Origin of the sequence: Azospirillum rugosum (assembly GCF_017876155.1) — a bacterium.
GTDB classification, from domain to species: Bacteria; Pseudomonadota; Alphaproteobacteria; order Azospirillales; family Azospirillaceae; genus Azospirillum; species Azospirillum rugosum.
The window spans coordinates 87,583-107,959 of sequence record NZ_JAGINP010000011.1 but is presented as its reverse complement, the minus strand read 5'-3'; the positions used below and the strand labels follow the sequence as shown (position 1 = coordinate 107,959).

Annotated in this window: 17 protein-coding genes; 11 read left to right on the top strand and 6 right to left on the bottom strand. The window is 68.5% G+C overall.

Translation table 11 applies throughout. The features are described 5' to 3' along the window. Positions 1–120: 120 nt before the first annotated feature. Entirely contained in the window at positions 121–579 is a 459-nt protein-coding gene (locus J2851_RS16285; RefSeq protein ID WP_307420440.1) for a hypothetical protein, read from the bottom strand. A 259-nt stretch (positions 580–838) separates the two neighbouring features. On the opposite strand from J2851_RS16285, the gene J2851_RS16280 reads away from it, so the two are divergent. Further along, positions 839–2,626: a putative bifunctional diguanylate cyclase/phosphodiesterase gene (locus tag J2851_RS16280; RefSeq protein ID WP_209767434.1), complete on the top strand. Its 1,788-nt coding sequence runs from the start codon at positions 839–841 to the stop codon at positions 2,624–2,626. A gap of 18 nt (positions 2,627–2,644) precedes the next feature. Here the strand turns inward: J2851_RS16280 and J2851_RS16275 are convergent, their stop codons facing one another. Further along, a complete protein-coding gene (locus J2851_RS16275; RefSeq protein ID WP_209767433.1) occupies positions 2,645–3,094 on the bottom strand; it encodes a TadE/TadG family type IV pilus assembly protein in 450 nt (149 codons plus the stop codon). A 452-nt stretch (positions 3,095–3,546) separates the two neighbouring features. On the opposite strand from J2851_RS16275, the gene J2851_RS16270 reads away from it, so the two are divergent. Both J2851_RS16270 and J2851_RS16265 read left to right on the top strand, forming a co-directional pair. Beyond that, on the top strand, positions 3,547–4,230 hold the full coding sequence (locus J2851_RS16270) for a hypothetical protein (protein ID WP_209767432.1): 684 nt from the start codon (positions 3,547–3,549) through the stop codon (positions 4,228–4,230). Between the two features lie 172 nt (positions 4,231–4,402). Then, entirely contained in the window at positions 4,403–5,740 is a 1,338-nt protein-coding gene (locus J2851_RS16265; protein ID WP_209767431.1) for an exonuclease domain-containing protein, read from the top strand. Positions 5,741–5,746: 6 nt separating this feature from the next. Here the strand turns inward: J2851_RS16265 and J2851_RS16260 are convergent, their stop codons facing one another. Next, positions 5,747–6,214, bottom strand: coding sequence for a YaiI/YqxD family protein (locus J2851_RS16260; protein WP_209767430.1), 468 nt, complete (start codon positions 6,212–6,214; stop codon positions 5,747–5,749). 123 nt (positions 6,215–6,337) lie between these two features. Between J2851_RS16260 and ettA the strand changes: the two genes are divergently transcribed. After that, on the top strand, positions 6,338–8,014 hold the full coding sequence (ettA, locus tag J2851_RS16255; RefSeq protein ID WP_209767429.1) for an energy-dependent translational throttle protein EttA: 1,677 nt from the start codon (positions 6,338–6,340) through the stop codon (positions 8,012–8,014). Positions 8,015–8,636: 622 nt separating this feature from the next. Continuing rightward, positions 8,637–9,707, top strand: coding sequence for a BP39L family lectin (locus J2851_RS16250; RefSeq protein ID WP_465251417.1), 1,071 nt, complete (start codon positions 8,637–8,639; stop codon positions 9,705–9,707). A 66-nt stretch (positions 9,708–9,773) separates the two neighbouring features. Here the strand turns inward: J2851_RS16250 and J2851_RS16245 are convergent, their stop codons facing one another. From J2851_RS16245 to J2851_RS16235, 3 genes are all read right to left on the bottom strand, one after another. Then, the gene (locus J2851_RS16245; RefSeq protein WP_209767427.1) at positions 9,774–11,294 is read right to left on the bottom strand and encodes a pentapeptide repeat-containing protein; all 1,521 of its coding nucleotides are present in this window, start codon (positions 11,292–11,294) and stop codon (positions 9,774–9,776) included. Between the two features lie 198 nt (positions 11,295–11,492). Continuing rightward, positions 11,493–12,065: an MlaC/ttg2D family ABC transporter substrate-binding protein gene (locus J2851_RS16240; RefSeq protein ID WP_307420436.1), complete on the bottom strand. Its 573-nt coding sequence runs from the start codon at positions 12,063–12,065 to the stop codon at positions 11,493–11,495. A 148-nt stretch (positions 12,066–12,213) separates the two neighbouring features. Further along, entirely contained in the window at positions 12,214–12,999 is a 786-nt protein-coding gene (locus J2851_RS16235) for an MlaA family lipoprotein (protein ID WP_209767425.1), read from the bottom strand. A gap of 434 nt (positions 13,000–13,433) precedes the next feature. Between J2851_RS16235 and J2851_RS16230 the strand changes: the two genes are divergently transcribed. The 6 genes from J2851_RS16230 (at position 13,434) to metH (ending at position 20,366) form a co-directional block, all read left to right on the top strand. After that, positions 13,434–14,417, top strand: coding sequence for an ArsR/SmtB family transcription factor (locus J2851_RS16230; RefSeq protein ID WP_209767424.1), 984 nt, complete (start codon positions 13,434–13,436; stop codon positions 14,415–14,417). Beyond that, a complete protein-coding gene (gene metF, locus J2851_RS16225; RefSeq protein ID WP_209767423.1) occupies positions 14,414–15,295 on the top strand; it encodes a methylenetetrahydrofolate reductase in 882 nt (293 codons plus the stop codon). The genes J2851_RS16230 and metF overlap by 4 nt, the downstream gene beginning before the upstream one ends. A gap of 91 nt (positions 15,296–15,386) precedes the next feature. Then, the gene (locus J2851_RS16220) at positions 15,387–15,863 is read left to right on the top strand and encodes a DUF29 domain-containing protein (RefSeq protein WP_209767422.1); all 477 of its coding nucleotides are present in this window, start codon (positions 15,387–15,389) and stop codon (positions 15,861–15,863) included. A gap of 4 nt (positions 15,864–15,867) precedes the next feature. Continuing rightward, positions 15,868–16,341, top strand: a complete 474-nt coding sequence (locus J2851_RS16215) for a DUF29 domain-containing protein (protein WP_209767421.1) — start codon at positions 15,868–15,870, stop codon at positions 16,339–16,341. Positions 16,342–16,345: 4 nt separating this feature from the next. After that, a complete protein-coding gene (locus J2851_RS16210; protein ID WP_209767420.1) occupies positions 16,346–16,819 on the top strand; it encodes a DUF29 domain-containing protein in 474 nt (157 codons plus the stop codon). 55 nt (positions 16,820–16,874) lie between these two features. Beyond that, positions 16,875–20,366, top strand: a complete 3,492-nt coding sequence (metH, locus tag J2851_RS16205; RefSeq protein ID WP_209767419.1) for a methionine synthase — start codon at positions 16,875–16,877, stop codon at positions 20,364–20,366. Positions 20,367–20,377 lie beyond the last annotated feature (11 nt).

Sequence of the window (20,377 nt, the reverse complement as noted above, 5' to 3'; positions counted from 1 at the left end):
CGGACCTATGCAGGTTTTCCGAACTCCGCCCACACATGGGCGGGCTCGGAAAACCTGCAAAACCGTAGAGTCCGCAGGTTTCTCCAGGCCGGGCCCATGGCCCGATCTGGAGAAACCTGCTTAGACCGAAACGCCGCCGGCCGCCGCGCCCAGGGCGGCCCCGGCGGCCTTTTCATAGGCCTGGATGGCCGCGGGCCAGGGCTCGATGTGCAGGCCATCCCCCATCGCGTCCTGGTGGATGCTCTGCGCGACGAAGCCGGCGTTCGGCGTCGCGGTCAGCGGGACCGGGCCGGGCGTGACGGGCTTTTCCCCATCATCCGTGTTCAGCGAGAAGCCGCCGGAGGCGCCCGACCGTCGCGTCCGGCTTCCGTCCGCGCCGTCCAACTGCGCGCTCTTGCCGCCTTTCAGCGCGTCATCGGTCGCGGAAACGTCCTGCCGCTGCGGACGCTCCTGCTGGCCGGGAACGCGCCGGACCGGCTGGATCGCCGGGGCATCGCTGGCCAGCATCTGCCGAATGCGGCTGAGCCCCGATTGGGGCTGCGCGCTGGCCGGCGATGGAAGGGCGGGGATGCTGGACACGGGCGGCGGTCCGGGGCTGGAGGGGGCGGGCTTGAGCGGTGCGGGGTTGCGGATTCCGGGCGACTCGAACCGGCACCTTAGCAGGGGATGGCTTCCCGAATCCTTAAAAATTGTGGAGCACCTCTGCGGCTGTTGCCCGCGGTTTCGGGTCGGTGCATACTATTTGATGTTAATCCCGTATTTCCGGAGACCGCCGGGAGCCCCGCAGGGACTCCGAGTCGCGCCGACAGGCGCAGCGGCGCTGAAGGGGGCAGGCGGCGTGTCGCGACCGATCGACGGAATCCCGGTGGGGGAGCTGGCCATGGACCTGCTGGTCCTGGACGATGGCCGGATGGACGCCCCGATGGATGCACAGCTCATCGCGGCCGCCCTGGACGCGTCCGGCGACATCGCCTACGCCTGGGACATCGCCACCGATTCCATCTCCTGGGCCGGAAGCGCGGTGGCCCAGCTGGGCACGCCCGCGGAGATCGCCTACGGCGAGGCGTGGCGGGCGCGGATCGAGCGGTCGGACCGGGCGCGGCGCCGCGTCGCTCTGTCGCAGCACATCGAGACGGGAAGCTCCTTCGACTGCGACTACCGCCTGCGGCTGGCCGACGGCGGGATGCATTGGGTCCACGACCGCGGCCAGGTGGAACGTGACGGCGACGGCATGCCCGTGCGCCTGCGCGGCGTGCTGCGCGTCATCGACCGCCGCAAGGCCTACGAGGTCGAACTGGAACACCAGGCCCATTTCGACCCGCTGACCGGCCTGGTCAACCGCCACCGCCTGCGCGAGGCCCTGTCCGGCACCTGCCGCACCAGCCAAATGGACGACGACTGCCCCGCGGCGCTCGGCGGCCTGTATCTGGCGGTGGGCATCGACAAGCTCGGCCTCGTCAACGACGCCATGGGGCACGCCGCGGCGGACGCCGTGGTGTGCGAGGTGGCGGACCGGCTGCGGCGCGTCCTGCGCCCCGGAGACACGGTGGGGCGCGCCGGCGGCGACATCTTCGGCGTCGTGCTGCCGCGCTGCCCGGAAGACGACATGGTCCATGTGGCCGACAAGCTGCTGCGCGCGGTGCGGGCGGCGCCGGTGGACACGCCGGTCGGGCCGATCCTCGTCACGGTGTCGGCCGGCGGCATCGCCAAATGCGCGGGCGCGGACAACGGCCAATGCCGGGTGGACGAGGTGATGACCCGCGCGGAGACCGCGCTTCAGGAGGCCAAGCGGCAGGGCGGCGACTGCTTCTGGCCGCACCGCGCGACCAGCCCGAAGCAGACGGGCCTGCGCAACGCGCTGGCGACCGGGCAGATGGTCAAGGCGGCGCTCCAGGCCGACGGGCTGCGCTTCGCCTTCCAGCCGGTGGTCGGCCTGGATGGGGGCGGCGTGGACGGGGTGGGGCGGCCGGAGGTCGCCTTCTACGAATGCCTGCTGCGGCTGATGGCGGCGGACGGTGCGCCGGTCCCGGCTGGCGCCTTCATGCCGGCGGTCGAACGTCTGGGCATGGCGCGGCGCATCGATCTGCACACGCTGGACCACGCGGTGCGGGAGCTGGAGCGGCACCCGGGCGTGGTCCTGTCGCTCAACCTGTCCGCCACGACGACGGCCGACCGCACTTGGCTCGATGCCCTGGACAAGCGGCTCGGGGCGCGGCCGGAGCTGGCGCAGCGCCTGATCCTGGAGGTCACGGAGACCGCTGCCATCGAGGATCTGGAGGACACCGCCGGCTTTCTGGCCGCGGTGCGCTCGCTCGGCTGCCGCACCGCGCTCGACGATTTCGGGGCGGGGTACCTGTCCTACCGGCACCTGAAGGCGCTGCCGATCGACATCGTGAAGATCGACGGCTCCTTCGTCCGCGAGCTGAAGGACGGGCCGGACGCGCTTCTCTTCATCCGCACGCTGGTCGGGCTGGCCAACGGATTCGGGATGACCACCGTCGCGGAATGCGTGGAGAACGACGAAGAAGCGGCGACGCTGCGGCGGGAAGGGGTGCGGCTGCTCCAGGGCTACCGCTTCGGCCGGCCGAGCCTGGACCGTCCCTGGCTCGCCGACCCCGCCGACTGACGCCGCGCCGAGCCGCCTTTACTGCGGCTTGCGGCCGTGTGCGCCGCCGAGCCGGACCATGGAGTGCGCCTCCACCGTCACGTCGTCGCCGCCCAGCAGGCGGGTGAACAGCGCCTTCACCGTGGCGCGCGCGCTGACGGTCAGCGTGCCGGCGCGCGGGTCGTCGGCGATGGCCAGCGGGGCCGTGTTGGACCCCAGGAACCCGTTGGGAAAGGCGATCGAGAAGAAGGTGCGGATGTGCCCGTCGCGCTGGTCGTCGAACATCACGCGGCCGCCGGCCAGCGCCGCGGCGTCCACCGCCTGCGACAGCCGCGCCTGCACCGCGTAGCCGCGCACCGCGTCCATGGTGTATCCGGCCCCCACCGCCAGCGGCACGGCAAGCGCGAAAAGCACCGCGACCACAGCCTTCCTGCCACTGCGCCGCTCCTCGTGCTGCCGGAGCGAGTAGGGGTGGTACACCATCACCATCAGCAGTCTCCAAATGCATGGGAAGGAGAAAGTCCCGAAAATGTGCAGAATAGAGTTTAAAAAGAGATTAACAATTTGCCGGCGAACAAGATGTTGGTGGATGGGCAAACCGCGATAAAGAAATCTACCGCTATATTCTATCGTTATTCTTTAGAGTTCCGGGAATAGTGCGCGCGTAACGCCGCCGAAATGGTTCGAAATTCGGAATAAATTCGCGCGAAAAGGGCGTTGCCCGCTGGTGGAGCAACGCCGTGAGCGCAGGAACCCGAATGCAGCATAGGGAATGACCGGCACCCGTGCGGTGGACAATTCGGGGCCAAAAGGCGGGCGAAATGGCGCCGCCTGTCATTTGCGCGGAGGGTAGGGAATAAACCGCGGTGCTGGAGCGTCACTGTTCCGATATGCGTCCAACAACGGGGCCAACAACAGGGCCAACAACAGGGAGGAACACGATGAACAGGACGACGGTGCGAACCATTCGTGGGCTTATGTTCGGGGTGGCGCTCGCCGCGCTGTGCGGGGGTGCCCAGGCGCAGCAGGCCGGCGGCGCCAACGCCATGACCTTCTTCGTCACCAGCACGGGACTCGGCAAGGGCGCCGACCTCGGCGGGCTGGCCGGCGCCGACCAGCATTGCCAGAAGCTGGCCGAGGCGGTCGGCGCCGGGAACCGCACGTGGAAGGCCTATCTCAGCACCCAGGCCATTCCCGGCCAGAACGCGGTGAACGCCCGCGAGCGCATCGGCGCCGGCCCGTGGCAGAACGCCAAGGGGCAGGTGATCGCCCGCAACGCGGAGGAGCTGCACGGCACCAACAACCTGACCAAGCAGACCGCCCTGACGGAGAAAGGCGAGGTCGTCAACGGCCGCGGCGACACCCCCAACATGCACGACATCCTGACCGGAACCCAGCCGGACGGCACCGCCTTCGCCGTCGCCGAGGACCGCACCTGCGGCAACTGGACCCGGAGCGGGACGGAGGGCGCCGCGATGCTGGGTCACAGCGACCGCATCGGGCTGAGCGACGACCCGCCGGCTAAGTCCTGGAACTCCTCGCACCTGTCGCGCGGCGGGTGCAGCCAGGACGCGCTGAAGAGCACCGGCGGGGCGGGTCTGCTGTACTGTTTCGCGGAGAAGTGATGTTGCCCTTGATGCCGTAGGTTGGGTGCAGGCGAAGCCGGAACCCAACATCCTCCGCCCGGACGAAGATGTTGGGTTCCGCTGCGCTTCACCCAACCTACGGCCTTTCCCTTTTCGTTCACGATCGGGAGCGATAGACTCAACGCTGGTTTTGGCGTTGGGAGGCGGCCCGATGGCGGGCGGTGCGTGGCGTTCGGCGGTGCTGGGGCTAGCGGTCGCGGGGCTGGCCTTCGCCTATCTGGGCATGGACATCGGTCGGCTGGTCGGCGACGACCGCGAGGCCTACTACACCGACATGGGCGCGGTCGCGCTTGGCGTGGTGGCGTTGTGGGCGGCCTTCGCGCGGCTCGGCCGGCACTTCCGCGAGGTGGAGCGGCTGCGGGACGCCCTGGCGGCGCCGCGGGGTCGGCTGGCCGTCGATCTCGCAAAGGACGCCCGTGACGACGAGGCCGGGCGCCTCGCCAAGGCCGCCGCGGAGGCGTTGCGCCACGACCGGCCCGGTGCGGCGGCGGGTGGCGGCGCGCGGCTGACCGGCGTGATGGCGGCCCTGGAGGAGCCGGTGGTCGTGCTGGACGATTTCGGGCGGGTCGAGCTTCTGAACGCGGCCGCCGCCGGCCAGCTGGGCATCGCGGTGGGCGCCGACATCTACGACCACCTGTCCCGGCCCGAGCTGTTCCGCGCCATCGAACGGGCGCGGGAGAGCGGGCAGATGGTCTCCGCCCTGCTGCGTCGCGCGCAGGGCGGCGAGATTCAGGTGCGCGTTCGGGACCTCGGCTTGCAGGCCGGGGTCGCGCTGGTCTTCCCGGCGCGGAGCGTCAACACGCCGGCGCTGCTGGCCGGCGACCGGGTGGTGCTGCGGCCGCTGTCGCGCGCCCCGCACCTCGGCGACGAGGAGCCGCTGCTGACCCTGCCCATGGTCAGCCTGTGGGTCGCGACCACGGGGGAGGCTGACGGGGACGATCGTGCCGTTGTCGCCGTCGGCACGGTGCGGCTGGCCGGGCCGCGCGTCTTCCGGTCGCTGTCGCTGGACCTGTTCGTCGATCCCGGCCGGCCGATTCCCGCGGAGGCCACCGCCCGGCACGGCGTGACCGACGCCATGGTGCAGGGGGCGCGGTCGTTCGCTGAATCCTGGCCGGTGATCGCCGAGGCGCTGCACGGCTGCATGGTCGTCGGACTTGATGTGGACGCGGCGCTCGACGCGCTGGAACGCGACTTCGTGCGGGCGGGGCCGGCGGGCACGCTGGAACGGCCCACGCTGGAACGGCCACTGTCGCTCGATCTCGGCCGGCTGGCCACGGCGCTCGACCGCTCGCTGGAGGGCGCGCCGCTGGACCGGCTGTGCGCCGCGTTCGGCATCGCCCCGCACCCGCGGCCGGACGTCTTCGCCCCGGCGCTGATCCAGGCGGAACTGGCGGCGGCGATCCTGCTGCAACTGGACGGGCGGGGCATCGACAGCCACGGCGCCGCGCGGGCCTTTGCCGAAGGGCAGGTGCAGGTGCAGCGCCGGTGATGGCCCCTACTTCCAGCGGGGCCGGCGGCCGGCCTTGAGGGACTGGACGGCTTGGTCGAGCGCCTGGAGGAACTTGGACTTGTCCTGCTGGCTCATCGGCTTGTTGTTGCCGTTGACCACGCCCATGTCGCGCAGGTCCTGCATCAGGGCGCGGGTGGCGATGGCCGTGCCGATGGAATCCTCGGTGAAGGGGCGCCCCGTGGGGCCGATGACCACGGCGCGCTTTTTGACGCAGCGGTCGGCCAGCTGGATGTCGGCGGTGACCACGATGTCGGTCTCGGTCGCGTGCTCGGCGATCCAGTTGTCGGCGGCGTCGAACTCCGACCCGACGACGACGAGCTGCGACACGCATTCGGTCGGCAGGCGCAAAGGGCCGTTGCTGACGATCCAGACCTTTGTTCCTGTACGGCCGGCCACCCGGTAGATTTCGGCCTTTACTGGGCAGGCGTCGGCATCCACATAAATCTCGACCACCCGGCCTCCCTCCTTCGCCGTTTAATGTCGCGTCCTTATGCGCTAAAACCCTTGGCGAGCGAAGCGGCGCCGCGGGTGGCGTGCTGAATTTTTCCTTTTTGTGCAGAAGGGTCGGAGCGGCGCATGGCGTCCTATCAGTATGTTTATGTGATGAAGGGCCTGTCCAAGGTCTACCCCGGCGGCAAGAAGGTTCTGGACAACATCTGGCTGTCCTTCCTGCCCGGCGTGAAGATCGGCGTGCTCGGCGTCAACGGCGCCGGTAAGTCCACGCTGATGAAGATCATGGCCGGCCTGGACAAGGATTATTCCGGCGAGGCCTGGGCCGCGCAGGGCGCCAAGGTCGGCTACCTGCCGCAGGAGCCGCAGCTCGACCCGACCAAGACCGTCCAGGAGAACGTCCTGGAGGCGCTGGCCGACACCAAGGCGCTGCTGGACCGCTTCAACGCCGTGTCGGAGGCGATGGCCGACCCGGACGCCGACTTCGACGCGCTGCTGGCCGAGCAGGCCGAGCTGCAGGAGAAGATCGACGCCGCCGACGCCTGGGACATCGACCGCACGGTCGAGATCGCCATGGACGCTCTGCGCTGCCCGCCGGGCGACGCCGACGTGACCAAGCTGTCGGGCGGCGAGAAGCGCCGCGTGGCGCTGTGCAAGCTGCTGCTGGAAAAGCCCGACCTGCTGCTGCTCGACGAGCCGACCAACCACCTGGACGCGGAGTCCGTGGCCTGGCTGCAGAAGCACCTTGAGGACTACAAGGGCACCGTCGTCCTGGTCACCCACGACCGCTACTTCCTGGACAACGTGACGGGCTGGATCCTCGAACTCGACCGTGGCTCGGGCATTCCGTGGGAGGGCAACTACTCCTCCTGGCTGGAGCAGAAGCAGAAGCGGCTGGAGCAGGAAGGCCGCGCCGAGGAGGCCCGCCAGAAGCAGCTGGCCACCGAGCTGGAGTGGATCCGCCAGTCCCCGCGCGCCCGCCAGGCCAAGAGCAAGGCCCGCATCTCCGCCTACGAGACCTTGCTGGCCGAGAGCACGAAGGAGACGACGGGCGAGGCCCGCATCGTCATCCCGACGCCGCCGCGCCTGGGCAACGTCGTCATCGAGGCCGAGACGATCAACAAGGGCTTCGGCGACCGGCTGCTGATCGACGGCCTGTCCTTCCGCCTGCCGCCGGGCGGCATCGTCGGCGTGATCGGTCCGAACGGCGCCGGCAAGACCACCCTGTTCCGCATGATCACCGGGCAGGACGGGCCGGACGCCGGCGCCTTCCGCGTCGGCGAGACGGTGAAGCTGGGCTATGTCGACCAGAGCCGCGATTCGCTGAACCCGAACAAGACCGTGTGGGAGGAGATCTCCGACGGGCTGGACGTCATCGACCTGGGCAAGAAGTCGATGCCCAGCCGCGCCTATGTCTCGTCCTTCAACTTCCGCGGTCCGGACCAGCAGAAGAAGGTCGGCCAGCTGTCCGGCGGTGAGCGCAACCGCGTCCACCTCGCCAAGATGCTGAAGTCCGGCGCCAACGTCCTGCTGCTCGACGAACCGACCAACGACCTGGACGTCGACACGCTGCGCGCGCTGGAAGAGGCGCTGGAGACCTTCGCCGGCTGCGCCGTGGTCATCAGCCACGACCGCTGGTTCCTCGACCGCCTCGCCACCCACATCCTGGCCTTCGAGGGCGACAGCCACGTGGAGTGGTTCGAGGGCAACTTCGAAGCCTATGAGGCCGACAAGAAGCGCCGCCTGGGCGAGGACGCGGTCAACCCGCACCGCATCAAGTACAAGCCGCTGGTCCGTTCGTAACCGATCCGCTCGCAACCGGGCGGCCGTCCACGCGAAGCCCTCCTCCCACAAGGGAGGAGGGTTTTTTCATGCCTGGACCACCGTGGCCGCGCCAGGTCGATTCGCGAGCCGGCGTCGAGTCCGGCGGGGTTTGCGAGGCGCCGATTCCCCCTCGTCACGTCGCTATCCGGTCCAGCGAATGCCGATGTGTTGCCCAGTAAAAGCGTGTTCAGTCTGTACAATGAAAATTATTGTAGTCGTTGGTGTGTGCAATCCAGGATGTGTAATCGGCGAGCTCCGACCGCGCGCCTGGAAGGCGATCCTCGGCAAGTCACGTCGCGAACGCCATGCGCCTCGCCGCGTCCATTGCGCCGACGGTATTGCCGCTTTTCCTGGCTTCGTTTCTTCAATGTACAACATTGCAGCAAATTGATTCGAAAGCATCCTGTGAATAAAAAAGGTTTATCGTTCTGTAACAGTTTCAATCATGATGCATGGTCAGTAGTCTAGTAAGATAACAATATACATTCGCATGGACTCTTCAATTACAGTGGTATGGATTAGGCGACAAAGAAAAGAATCGTTTGACTCTCGTTGATGATATCTATGAATTTCGTGATGTCGATCATTTGGAGGAAGAAAAATGGCTTATCAGAGCGTCACTCCTTTTGCGGTTTCGCAGCAGTTTGAACTGAATCAGACGGATGTATTCGCCGTCGACAGCACCGGTGCGCTGAACGTGACTTGGGTCACCTCGGACGGCCCGTGGAGCGGACCGGCCAAGATCAGCGGCCCGAACTTCGCCCCGCCGGGCGCCTATGTGGCCGCGTCCCGGCAGTTCGGCCTCGATCAGACCGACGTGTTCGTGGTCGACAACACCGGCGCGCTGAGCGTGTTCTGGGTGACCAACGCCGGCCCGTGGAGCGGCCCGACCAAGATCACCGGCCCGGGCTTCGCCAAGCCGGGTTCCTACATCGCCGTGTCGCAGCAGATCGGCGCCAACCAGACCGACGTCTTCCTGGTCGACGGCACCGGCGCGCTGAACGTGTTCTGGGTGACCAACGACGGTCCGTGGAGCGGCCCGAACAAGATCAGCGCCCCCAACTTCGCCCCGGCGGGCTCGTTCATCGCGGCCTCGCAGCAGTTCGGCCTGAACCAGACCGACGTGTTCGTCGTCGGCAACTCGGGCGCGCTGAGCGTCTTCTGGGTCACCGGCGTGGGCCCGTGGAGCGGCCCGACCGCGATCAGCGCGTCGAACTACGCCAAGCCGGGCTCGTTCATCGCGGCGTCGCAGCAGGTCGGCGCCAACCAGACCGACGTCTTCCTGGTCGACGGCACCGGCACGCTGAGCGTCTTCTGGGTGACCAACGACGGTCCGTGGAGCGGCCCGAACAAGATCAGCCAGGCGTCCTTCGCCCCGGCCGGTTCGTTCGTCGCGGCCACGCAGCAGGTCGGCCTGAACCAGACCGACGTGTTCGTCGTCGGCAACTCCGGCCTGCTGAGCGTCTTCTGGGTGACCGGCCTGGGTCCGTGGAGCGGTCCGAACGCCCTCGGCGCCGGCGGTGTGCCGGGCTCGTTCGTCGCGGCGTCCCAGCAGTTCGGCCTGAACCAGACCGACGCCTTCGTGAGCAACGAGAACGGCACGCTGAGCGTGTTCTGGGTGACCGAGGGCGGTCCCTGGAGCGGCCCGACCACCCTGCCGACGCCGGCCTGACCCCCGCCACGGCACAGCGCCGCCGCTTCCACGAAGCGGCGGCGTTTCCGTTGCGGGAGTGGCTTTTTACCCCTCGGTCTTCTGGTGCTCCAGGAAGGCCGTCTTCAGCAACTGCTTCAACTCGTCGCTGTACTGGTGGAAGCGGACGGAGACATGGCCCCTGCCGCGGTTCAGGTGCAGGACGACGAACTGCGCGGTGGCAGTGATCTCCTCCCGGCCGGCGATGGTGACGCGGGCGTTGAGCGTCTCGCCTTCCCGGAAAGCCTGATCGGGCATCGGGCCGGGAACCTGGAGGCACAGGCCGCCGATGGACCAGTTGCGCGTCGGGTGGGTGCCGCGGTCGGTCTGCACGATCAGGCTGGGCCGCACATAGCGCTTCTGCTTGCGCCGCTCCTGCGGCTTGGGCGGCGGGGGCGGGACGGCGGCCTCCGGCAGGGTGATGTCCGACCCGTCGAGGCGGGCGTTGGTCAGCGTGGCGGAGCGCAGGACCGCCGCCCCCATCCGGGCGTCGCGCAGGTCGGCGCCGGTCAGGGTCGCGCCGTCGAAGTTCGCCGGCCACTGCCGGTCGCCGGTCAGGGCCGCGGGGCGGGCGTCCGCGCGCACCAGCACCGCGCGGGATAGGGCGGCGCGGCGCAGGTTGGTGCCGCGCAGGACCGCCTCCGTCAGGTCGGCGCCGGTCAGGTCGCAATAGGACAGGTCGGCCATGTCCAGGCTCGCCCTCGCCAGCCGCGCGCCGATCAGGCGGCAGCGGCGCAGCCGCGCCCCGGCCAGCGTGCGGCCGTTCAGGTCCACCCCCGTCACCGACACGAAGTCGAGGTCGAGATGGCGGCCGTCGGCGCCGTGGCTGTCCACCCACCGCTCGTGCGCGGCGACGGCCTCCAGGAACTCCGCCGTCGTCATGGTCTTGTAGGTGGGCTGGACGATGGCGCCGGCCCCGACCTCGAAGGGGAGGTAGGTGCGGTCGAGCGTCGCCTGGTCGATGGTCGTGCCGCTGAAGGTCACGCCGTCGAGCGTGGCGCCCCAGAAATCGGTGCCGACCAGCACGGCGGAGGTCAGTTCCGCCCCCGTGAGGTCCGCGTCGTTCAGGTCGGCGCCGCTGAGGTCGCAGCCGGTGAAGTTGGCGCCGGCGAGGATGGACCGTTCCATCTTCGCCTCGGTCAGGCGAGTGACGCCGTCCATGCGCCGCGCGCCGGACCGCGATGGCTCGCCGTCGCCCGAATCGGGGCTGTCCATCAGGGCGCCGCCGCGGAAATCGGCGCCGCGCAGGTTGGCGTCCGTCAGCGTCGCGCGGTGCAGGTTGGCGCCGCGCAGGTCGGCCCCGGTCAGGGTTGCCGCGGTCAGGTTCGCCGTTTCCAGGTCGGCGCCGAACAGGTCGGCCTGCGTCAGGTCGGCCCGCGCCAGCCGCGCGCCCACGAGGTTGGCGCCGGCCAGCTTCGCCCCGGTCAGGTTGACGCGGTCGAGCGGCAGGCCGGACAGGTCGCGGAAGCTGAGGTCGGCGCGGCGGCCGCCGCGGCGTCTCAGCCAGGCGTGATGGGCGGCGATGATCGCCTTGATCGCCTCGATGTCGTTCGCAGTCCGCTCGGCCATGGGGTTCCTGTGCCCAACGCATCGGAAAAGAAGCGCTGGTGGCGAACATAACCCGTTCCGCGTGCCGCGTCACGGAATCGGGGGCCGCGAAAAATGTGAACGGTTATTTTGATACACTCGGCAAGGGCCTACGAAAGAAAAAGGCCGCCCGGGGGGCGGCCTTTCGCGATGCGCCGGAGCGCGTGTCCTGCAGAACCCTCAGCCCGTCTGGCCGACCTTCTGGCGCAGCGCCTGGATCAGGCCCTGCACTTGGCCGCCATTCTGGCTGATGACGGAGGCGAATTCCTGGCGCTGGGTGACCCCCATGCTGACGCCTTCCACCACCACGTCGATGATCTTGTAGGTGCCGTCGCGATGGCGCACGCGCCAGTCCACGTTGACCGGCGGGCCGCTCGGCCGCAGGACCTGGGTGGTCACCATCGTGTCCGACTCGCCTTCCGGCCGAGACCCGGTGATCTTGAAGGACTCGCCCGAGTAATCGACGAAGCGGTCGGCGTAGGTCTTGACGATCAGCTGCTCGAACAGCTTCTGGTACTCGTTCTGCTGCTGCGGCGAGGCCGAATTCCAGTAGCGGCCCAGCACCCAGCGCCCGATGTAGGGCACGTCGAAGCCCTGGTAGAGCAGGGTGCGGAAGCGCTGGACCGCCTGCTCGCGGGGCAGGCCCTTGTTGGCGAAGGTGGAGACGGTCTCGTTCCCCAGCTTCTGGATGAACGCAGTCGCGCCCGGATCGGCCGATTGCGCGGCGGCGGGACGGACGGCCCAGCTGCTCACCGCGAGCAGGGCCGCGCACACTAGGAAAAGACGACGTGTCAGCATGGCAAGGCAAAGGTGGCTGCCGCGGAGGCTTTGTCAACACTCATCATGCACAAAGCGCTTCGGCCGCCGTGCGGGGCGGCCGTCCGCGGCGTTTCGCCGGTCCTCACTTCTTGGCGGGGGTGTTGTACTCCGGGAACTCGGGGAATTCCGGGTTCGCCGGCGCGCTGCTGCCGCGAATCGCCGCGTCGCGCTGCTGCGCGTAGAGGCTGCGGACCGTGGCGTAGAAGTCGATGGAGTTGCGCCGCAGATCGTCGATCTCGCGCAGCACCTGCGACCGCCGGTCGACGCCCGAGGCGCCGGTGCGGCCCCACTGGAGGCCGTCCTGCCCGACGCCGTTGGTCCAGATGCGGAACGGATCGCCCAGCGTATCCACGCCGTAGCCGACCGCGTCGCGGACGTTGGACGGACCCAACAGCGGCAGCACGAGGTACGGGCCAGAGCCCAGCCCCCACACGCCCAGCGTCTGGCCGAAGTCGGCCGGCTTCTCCGGCAGGCCCGCCTCCGACGCGACGTCGGCGATGCCGCCGAGGCCGAGGATCGTGTTGGTCATGAAGCGGCCGGTCGCCAGCTGCGCGCCTTCGAAATTGCCCTGCAGCAGGTGGTTCGCGATGTACAGCGGCGACATCAGGTTCTGAATGAACGTGTGCACCGCCTGACGCAAGGGATCGGGCACGACGGCGACATAGACCTCCGTAACCGGGCGGATCACCACCTTGTCCGCCGCCTCGTTCACCGCGAAGACGACGCGATTCGGTCCTTCCAGCGGATCGTTGACCGTGGTTTCCCCCTCGGAGGTGGCCGGCGTGGTCGCGCATCCCGCGACCGACAGGGCGAGCGCGGCCGCGGCGGCCGAACGAAGGAGGGAGCGGGTGATGGTGACCAGCTTCATCGGCGACGGCTCTTTCTGGAAGCACACTTGGCACGGGGCGCACAATCAACGCAGCACCCCGGGAACCTCGGCTCCCCGGGCGGTCGGAGACAGGGCGTATCGAAACCCGACGTTGTCCGGAGGGGACCGCACAACACCGGGCTGAACTTGTCCACTAACACAGGCGCAGCCGTTTGACCAGCGTGCCACGCGAGGTCACGGACGGCAGCCTGACCAATGTGATAGGATTGCCGCGGCGGCGTCCGGCGTTTCCTTCTAGACGGCCGGAAAAGGCGTCATGGTGGCGCGTTTGCGGGCAGCGGGCGGTCCGTTGCGCGGCCGGATGCGAAAACGTGTTTACGCTGCATAAAGATATCTTTATATCTGTATCCGCGGTGGGCGGGCGCGACGGCGCGACTCGCTCTTATTCCCGGACAGGAGTGCGGTCGGCGGTCATGGACGATCTGCTTGCGACATTGAAGGCGGCGGCGGAAACCACGCGGCTTCGGCTGCTGGCGCTGTGCGCCCATGGCGAGCTGACGGTGACCGAGCTGACGCAGATCCTCGGCCAGAGCCAGCCGCGCGTGTCGCGGCATCTGAAGCTGCTGTGCGACGCCGGCCTGCTCGACCGCTTCCGGGAGGGCACCTTCGCCTTCTACCGGCTGGCGGAGCGCGGCGTCTCGGCGGAACTCGCCCGCGTGCTGGTGGACGCCATCCCGTCCGACGACCCGACGCTGACGCTCGACCTGGAACGGCTGGAGGCGATCAAGCGCGCCCGCTCCGAATCGGCGGCGAGCTACTTCCGGGAGAATGCCGCGCGCTGGCACGAGATCCGCTCCCTCCACGTTCCCGAGCGCGAGGTGGAGGAGGCGCTGTTGCGCCTGCTGCCCGCGGACGGCGTCGGGGAGCTTCTGGACATCGGCACCGGCACCGGCCGCATGCTGGAGGTGCTGGGCCCCCGCGCCCAGCGGGCGGTGGGCGTCGACCAGTCGCGCGAGATGCTGGCGATCGCCCGCACCAAGCTGGAGGAGGCCGGCCTGCGCCATTGCCATGTGCGGCAGGCCGACATGTACCAGCTGCCGTTCCCGTCCGGCTCCTTCGACGCGGCGGTGGTCCATCAGGTGCTCCACTTCGCGGAATCCCCGGCCGACCTGCTGGCGGAGGCCGCGCGGGTGCTGAAGCCCGGCGGGCTGCTCCTGGCCGTCGACTTCGCCCCGCACCAGCTCGAATCGCTCCGCGCGGAGCACGCGCACCGCCGCCTCGGCTTCACCGACGAGGAGGTCGCCGCCTGGTGCCACCTGGCCGGCCTCGACTGCGGCCCGGTCGTGCACCTGCCGGGCGCCCCCCTGACCGTTTCCATCTGGCCGGCCACCCGCGTCGCCAAGACCACGCCCGCCACCCCTTCGACCATCCTCTCCAGCAGCGGAGCCCAGCCATGACGTCCGGCATCCCGTCGGTCAGCTTCGAATTCTTCCCGCCGAAGACGGAGAAGATGGAACAGAGCCTGTGGCAGGCGATCCAGCGCCTCGCCCCGCTTGGGCCGTCCTTTGTCTCGGTGACCTACGGGGCCGGCGGTTCGACGCGCGAGCGCACGCACAACACCGTCACCCGCATCCAGAAGGAAACGGGCATCGCCGCCGCGGCACACTTCACCTGCGTGGGCGCCACCCGCGACGAGATCGACGCCATCGCCCGGACCTATTGGGACGCCGGCATCCGCCACCTTGTGGCGCTCCGCGGCGATCCGCCGGAGACGGAAGGGGGTGTGGGCGCCCGCTACGTCCCGCATCCCGGCGGCTACGCCTACGCGGCCGACCTGGTGGAGGGGATGCGGAAGGTTGCCGACTTCGAGATCTCCGTCGCCGCCTATCCGGAAACCCATCCGGAGGCGCCGAGCGCGCAGTTCGACCTGGACAACCTGAAGCGCAAGGTCGACGCCGGGGCCACGCGGGCGATCACCCAGTTCTTCTTCGACAACGACGCCTATTTCCGCTTCCTGGACCGCTGCGCCGCGGCGGGCATCACCGTGCCTATCGTGCCCGGCATCCTGCCGATCACCAATTTCGCCCGCGCGGTGGAGTTCGCCGGCAAGTGCGGCGCCTCCATGCCGAAGCGGCTGGCCGAGACCTTCGAAGGGCTGGACGCCGACCCGGAAACCCGCCAGCTGGTCGCCGCCACCGTCGCGGCGGAGCAGTGCCAGGCGCTCCAGGCGCAGGGCATCAAGGATTTCCACTTCTACACGCTGAACCGGTCGGAGCTGACCGTCGCCATCTGCCGGATGCTCGGCGTGAAGGCGAAGCAGCCGGCCATTTCATAAGGGCATGTCGTAACCGGGGGGAGCGGGCAGGCTTCCGCGCCGCCCCTATGTTAGGGTGGTGCGGAGACCGCGGTCACGGAGGGGCAGGGTCATGGACAGCCGGATCGGATACGACGACGACTTCTACGCCTGGACCCAGGAGCAGGCGCGCCTTCTCCGCGAAGCCGCCCGCGAACGCCTGAACACGCCCATCGACTGGGACCATGTGGCGGGGGAGATCGAGGACATGGGGCGTTCCGAGACGCGGGCGGTCGAAAGCGCGCTCACGCGCATCCTGGAACACCTCCTGAAGCTGGAATTCTCCCCGGCGGCCGATCCCCGCAACGGCTGGAAGGCGTCGGTCGTGGAGCATCGCGGCCGCGTCCTGCGCGACCTGAAGGCCAGCCCCAGCCTGCGCGGCAAGATCGACTTGCCCGACGTCTATGAGACGGCCCGCGAACTGGCCGCGCTCGGCCTGGACCAGGACGGCGTACACGTGGACGCCCTGCCGGCCGAGTGCCCCTGGTCCCTGGACCGGATCACCGAAAAAGGCTGGTGGCCGGTGAACCGGCACGGTCTGGAGGGCTGAAGCCATGGACAGCCGGATCGGATACGACGACGACTTCTACGCCTGGACCCAGGAACAGGCCCGCCTGCTGCGCGAGGCCGCCCGCGAACGCCTGAACACGCCCATCGACTACGAGCACATCGCCGAGGAACTCGACATCATGGGCGGGCAGATCAAGGACGCCATCCAGAGCCACCTCGCAACCGTGATCGAGCATCTCCTGAAGTTGGAACATTCGCCCGACGCGTATCCGCGCCGGAAATGGCGGGCATCCGTCATGAAGGCGCGCCGGCATTTGGAGGACAAGGTCAAGGATCACCCCAGCCTCAGGAACTGGCCGGCGGAAATCCTGGAGCGCTCGTGGCTGGACGGCTACGCCGACGCCATTCAGGACGACAGCATCAATGCCGATGCCGTCCCGGCGGAATGCCCCTACACGCTGGATCAGCTTCGTGATCCGGACTGGTGGCCGGTGAACCGCCATGGGCTGGAGGGCTGAAGCCATGGACAGCCGGATCGGCTATGAGGACGACTTCTACGCCTGGACCCAGGAGCAGGCCCGCCTGCTGCGCGAAGCGGCGCGGGAGCGGCTGAACACGCCCATCGATTTCGAGAATTTGGCCGAGGAGATCGAAACCGTGGGCCGTTCGGAGGTGAAGGCTTTGTCCAGCGCGCTCATGCGGGTGCTCGAACATCTGCTGAAGCTGGAACACTCTCCGGCTTGGGAACCTCGGGCCGGTTGGCGCACGTCTGTCCTCAACCATCGCATCGAGGCGATCGAGGAATTGGAGGCCAGCCCGAGCCTCAGAAGGCGCCTGGATCTCGACCGTGTTTACCGCCACGCCCATCGCTTGGCGTCGGACGGGCTTGCACGCGATGGACTCGCCCGGAATGAGCTTCCGCCCGATTGCCCCTACACGCTCGACCAGCTTCTCGACGAGGACTGGTGGCCGGTGAATCGGCACGGCATCGACTGAACTTCTTCGAAACCCTTCGCCCGACCTTCATTCCGACACGGACCCGACCCTTCCCATGCCGCACATTCTCGACACTCTCCGCGACCGCGTCCTGCTCTGCGACGGCGGGTTCGGCAGCCGCATTCAGGCGCTCGACCTCGACGTGGAGAAGGATTACTGGGGGCACGAGAACTGCACCGACATCCTGCCGCTGTCGCGCCCGGACATCGTGCGGGAAATCCACCGCGGCTATTTCGAGGCCGGCGCGGACATGGTGGAGACGGACACCTTCGGCGCCTCCCCGGTGACGCTGGGCGAGTTCGGGATTTCCGAGAAGGCCTTCGAGATCAACCAGCGCGCGGTCGAGCTGGCGCGCGAGGCGGCGGAGACCTTCAAGGACGGGCAGCCGCGCTTCGTCATCGGGTCCATCGGGCCGGGCACCAAGCTGCCGAGCCTGGGGCACATCGCCTACCAGGAGCTGGAGGACAGCTTCTTCGTCCAGGCGGCCGGCCTGATCGCCGGCGGCGCCGACGCCATCCTGGTGGAAACCTGCCAGGACCCCTTGCAGATCAAGGCCGCCGTCAACGGCATCAAGCGCGCTCGCACTGAGGCCGGCACCGACACGCCGGTCTTCGTGCAGGTGACGGTGGAGACCACCGGCACGCTGCTGGTCGGCACCGACATTGCCGCGGCGGCCACGGTGATCCAGGCGCTGGACGTGCCGCTGATGGGCCTGAACTGCGCCACCGGCCCGCTGGAGATGAGCGAGCATGTGAAGTGGCTGACCCAGAACTGGGAGGGCCTCGTCTCCGTGCAGCCGAACGCCGGCCTGCCGGAGCTGGTGGACGGCAAGACCCACTACCCGCTGCGCGCCGATGACTTCGCCCACTGGCTGGAGCGCTTCGTGACCGAGGACGGGGTGAACCTCGTCGGCGGTTGCTGCGGCACCAACGTCCCGCACATCGCGGCGGCCAACCAGATGCTGCGCAAGCTGGCTCCGGCCGGTTCGCATCGCCCCAGCCCGAAGAACCGCACGGTGCATTGGGTGCCGGCCGTCGCCTCGCTGTACAGCCAGGTCACGCTGCGGCAGGAGAACGCCTTCTTCGCCATCGGCGAGCGCTGCAACGCCAACGGCTCCAAGAAGTGGCGCGAGCTGCAGGAGAAGAACGACTGGGACGGCTGCGTCGAAATGGCGCGCGAGCAGGTGAAGGAGGGCAGCCACTCGCTGGACGTCTGCACCGCCTTCGTCGGCCGAGACGAGGTCGCCGAGATGCAGGCGGTCGTGCAGCGCTTCGTCGGCTCCGTCACCGCGCCGCTGGTCATCGATTCCACCGAATACATCGTGCTGGAGAAGGCGCTGGCGCTGTACGGCGGCAAGGCCATCATCAACTCCATCAACTTCGAGGACGGGGAGGAGCCGGCGCGCAAGCGCCTCGCGCTCGCCAAGAAGTTCGGCGCGGCGGTGATTGCGCTCACCATCGACGAGGAGGGCATGGCGAAGACGCCGGAGCGCAAGCTCGCCGTCGCCAAGCGCCTCTACGACCTGGCGGTGAACGAGTACGGCCTGCCGGCGCACGACCTGCTGTTCGACCCGCTGACCTTCACCATCGCCACCGGCAACGAGGACGACCGCAAGCTGGCCATCTGGACGCTGGAGGGGATCGAGGCGATCAGCCGCGAACTGCCCGGCTGCCAGATCATCCTGGGCCTGTCCAACGTCTCCTTCGGCCTGAACGCGGCGGCGCGCCACGTGCTGAACTCGGTCTTCCTAGACCACGCGGTGAAGCGCGGCATGACCGGCGCCATCGTGCATGTGTCGAAGATCATGCCGCTGCACCAGATCCCCGAGACGGAGGTCAAGACCGCCGAGGACCTGATCTTCGACCGGCGCGCCGAGGGCTACGACCCGCTCCAGGCCTTCATCGCGCTGTTCGAGGGCCGCAAGGCCGCAGACGCCAAGAAGAAGGCGCGCGCCGAGACGGTGGAGGAGCGGCTGAAGGAGCGCATCGTCGACGGCGACCGCACCGGCCTGGAGGACGACCTCGCCGAGGCCATGAAGAGCCATCCGCCGTTGGAGATCATCAACACCTACCTGCTTGACGGCATGAAGGTGGTGGGCGAGCTGTTCGGCGCCGGCAAGATGCAGCTGCCCTTCGTGCTCCAGTCCGCGGAGACCATGAAGGCCGCCGTGGCGTGGCTGGAGCCGCACATGGAGAAGATCGAGGGCCAGCAGAAGGGCACCATGGTGCTGGCCACCGTGAAGGGCGACGTCCACGACATCGGCAAGAACCTCGTGGACATCATCCTGACCAACAACGGCTACAAGGTCGTCAACCTGGGCATCAAGCAGCCGGTCGGCGCCATCATCCAGGCCGCCAAGGAGCACAAGGCCGACGCCATCGGCATGTCCGGCCTGCTGGTGAAGTCCACGGTCGTGATGCGCGAGAACCTGGAGGAGATGAGCCGCGAGGGGCTGGAGGTGCCGGTCCTGCTGGGCGGCGCCGCGCTGACCCGCGCCTATGTGGAGATGGACTGCGTCGCCTCCTATGGCTCCGGCCGCGTCGCCTACGCGGGCGACGCCTTCGACGGGCTGACGCTGATGGACCAGGTGGTGACGGGCAGCTTCGACCAGCAGCTGGCCATCCAGCAGGCCAAGCGCGCGGGCAAGGCGGTCAACCGCCGCCGCGTGCTGGGGCAGGCGACCAGCGCCGCCACCGGCCCGGTGGACAAGGACGCCGCGCGGGCGCGCCGCCACCGGCTGGCCGAGGGCGTGCCGGTGCCGACGCCGCCCTTCTGGGGCGCCAAGGTCATCGAGCATGTGCCGCTGAAGACTCTGGTGACTTACCTGAACGAGCGGATGCTCTACCAGCTCCAGTGGGGCTACCGGAAGGACGGCAAGTCCTTCGAGGAGTTCAAGGAGTGGGCGAAGAAGGAGCTGCGCCCCGTTCTGGACCGCATCCTCCAGATCGCCGCGAAGGAGGAGATCCTGCGGCCGCAGGCGGTCTACGGCTACTGGAAGGCGGCGGCCGAGGGCAACGACGTCATCCTGTTCGCCGAGGACGGCGCCAGCGAGGTCGCCCGCTTCACCCTGCCGCGGCAGGCCAAGGAGGACGGCGAGTGCATCGCCGACTTCCTGCGCGACGTGAACGATCCGGAGCGTGACGTGATCGGCCTCCAGGTCGTCACCATGGGCCAGCACGCGTCGGAGGTGGCGCGGGAGTGGTTCGCCGAGAACCGCTACCAGGACTATCTCTACCTGCACGGCCTGTCGGTGGAGATGACCGAGGCGATGGCCGAATACGTCCACGCCCGCATCCGCGCGGAGCTGGGCTTCGGCGCCGAGGACAGCCGCGACAAGGAGAAGCTGCTGCAGCAGGCCTACCGCAGCAGCCGCTACAGCTTCGGCTACCCGGCCTGCCCGAACTTGGCGGACCAGGAGCAGTTGCTGACGCTGCTCGACGCCGGCCGGATCGGCATCGAAATGTCCGACGAGCACCAGCTCCACCCGGAGCAAAGCACCTCGGCCATCGTGCTGCACCACCCGCGCGCGAAGTACTTCAGCGTCTGATGAGGCGACGC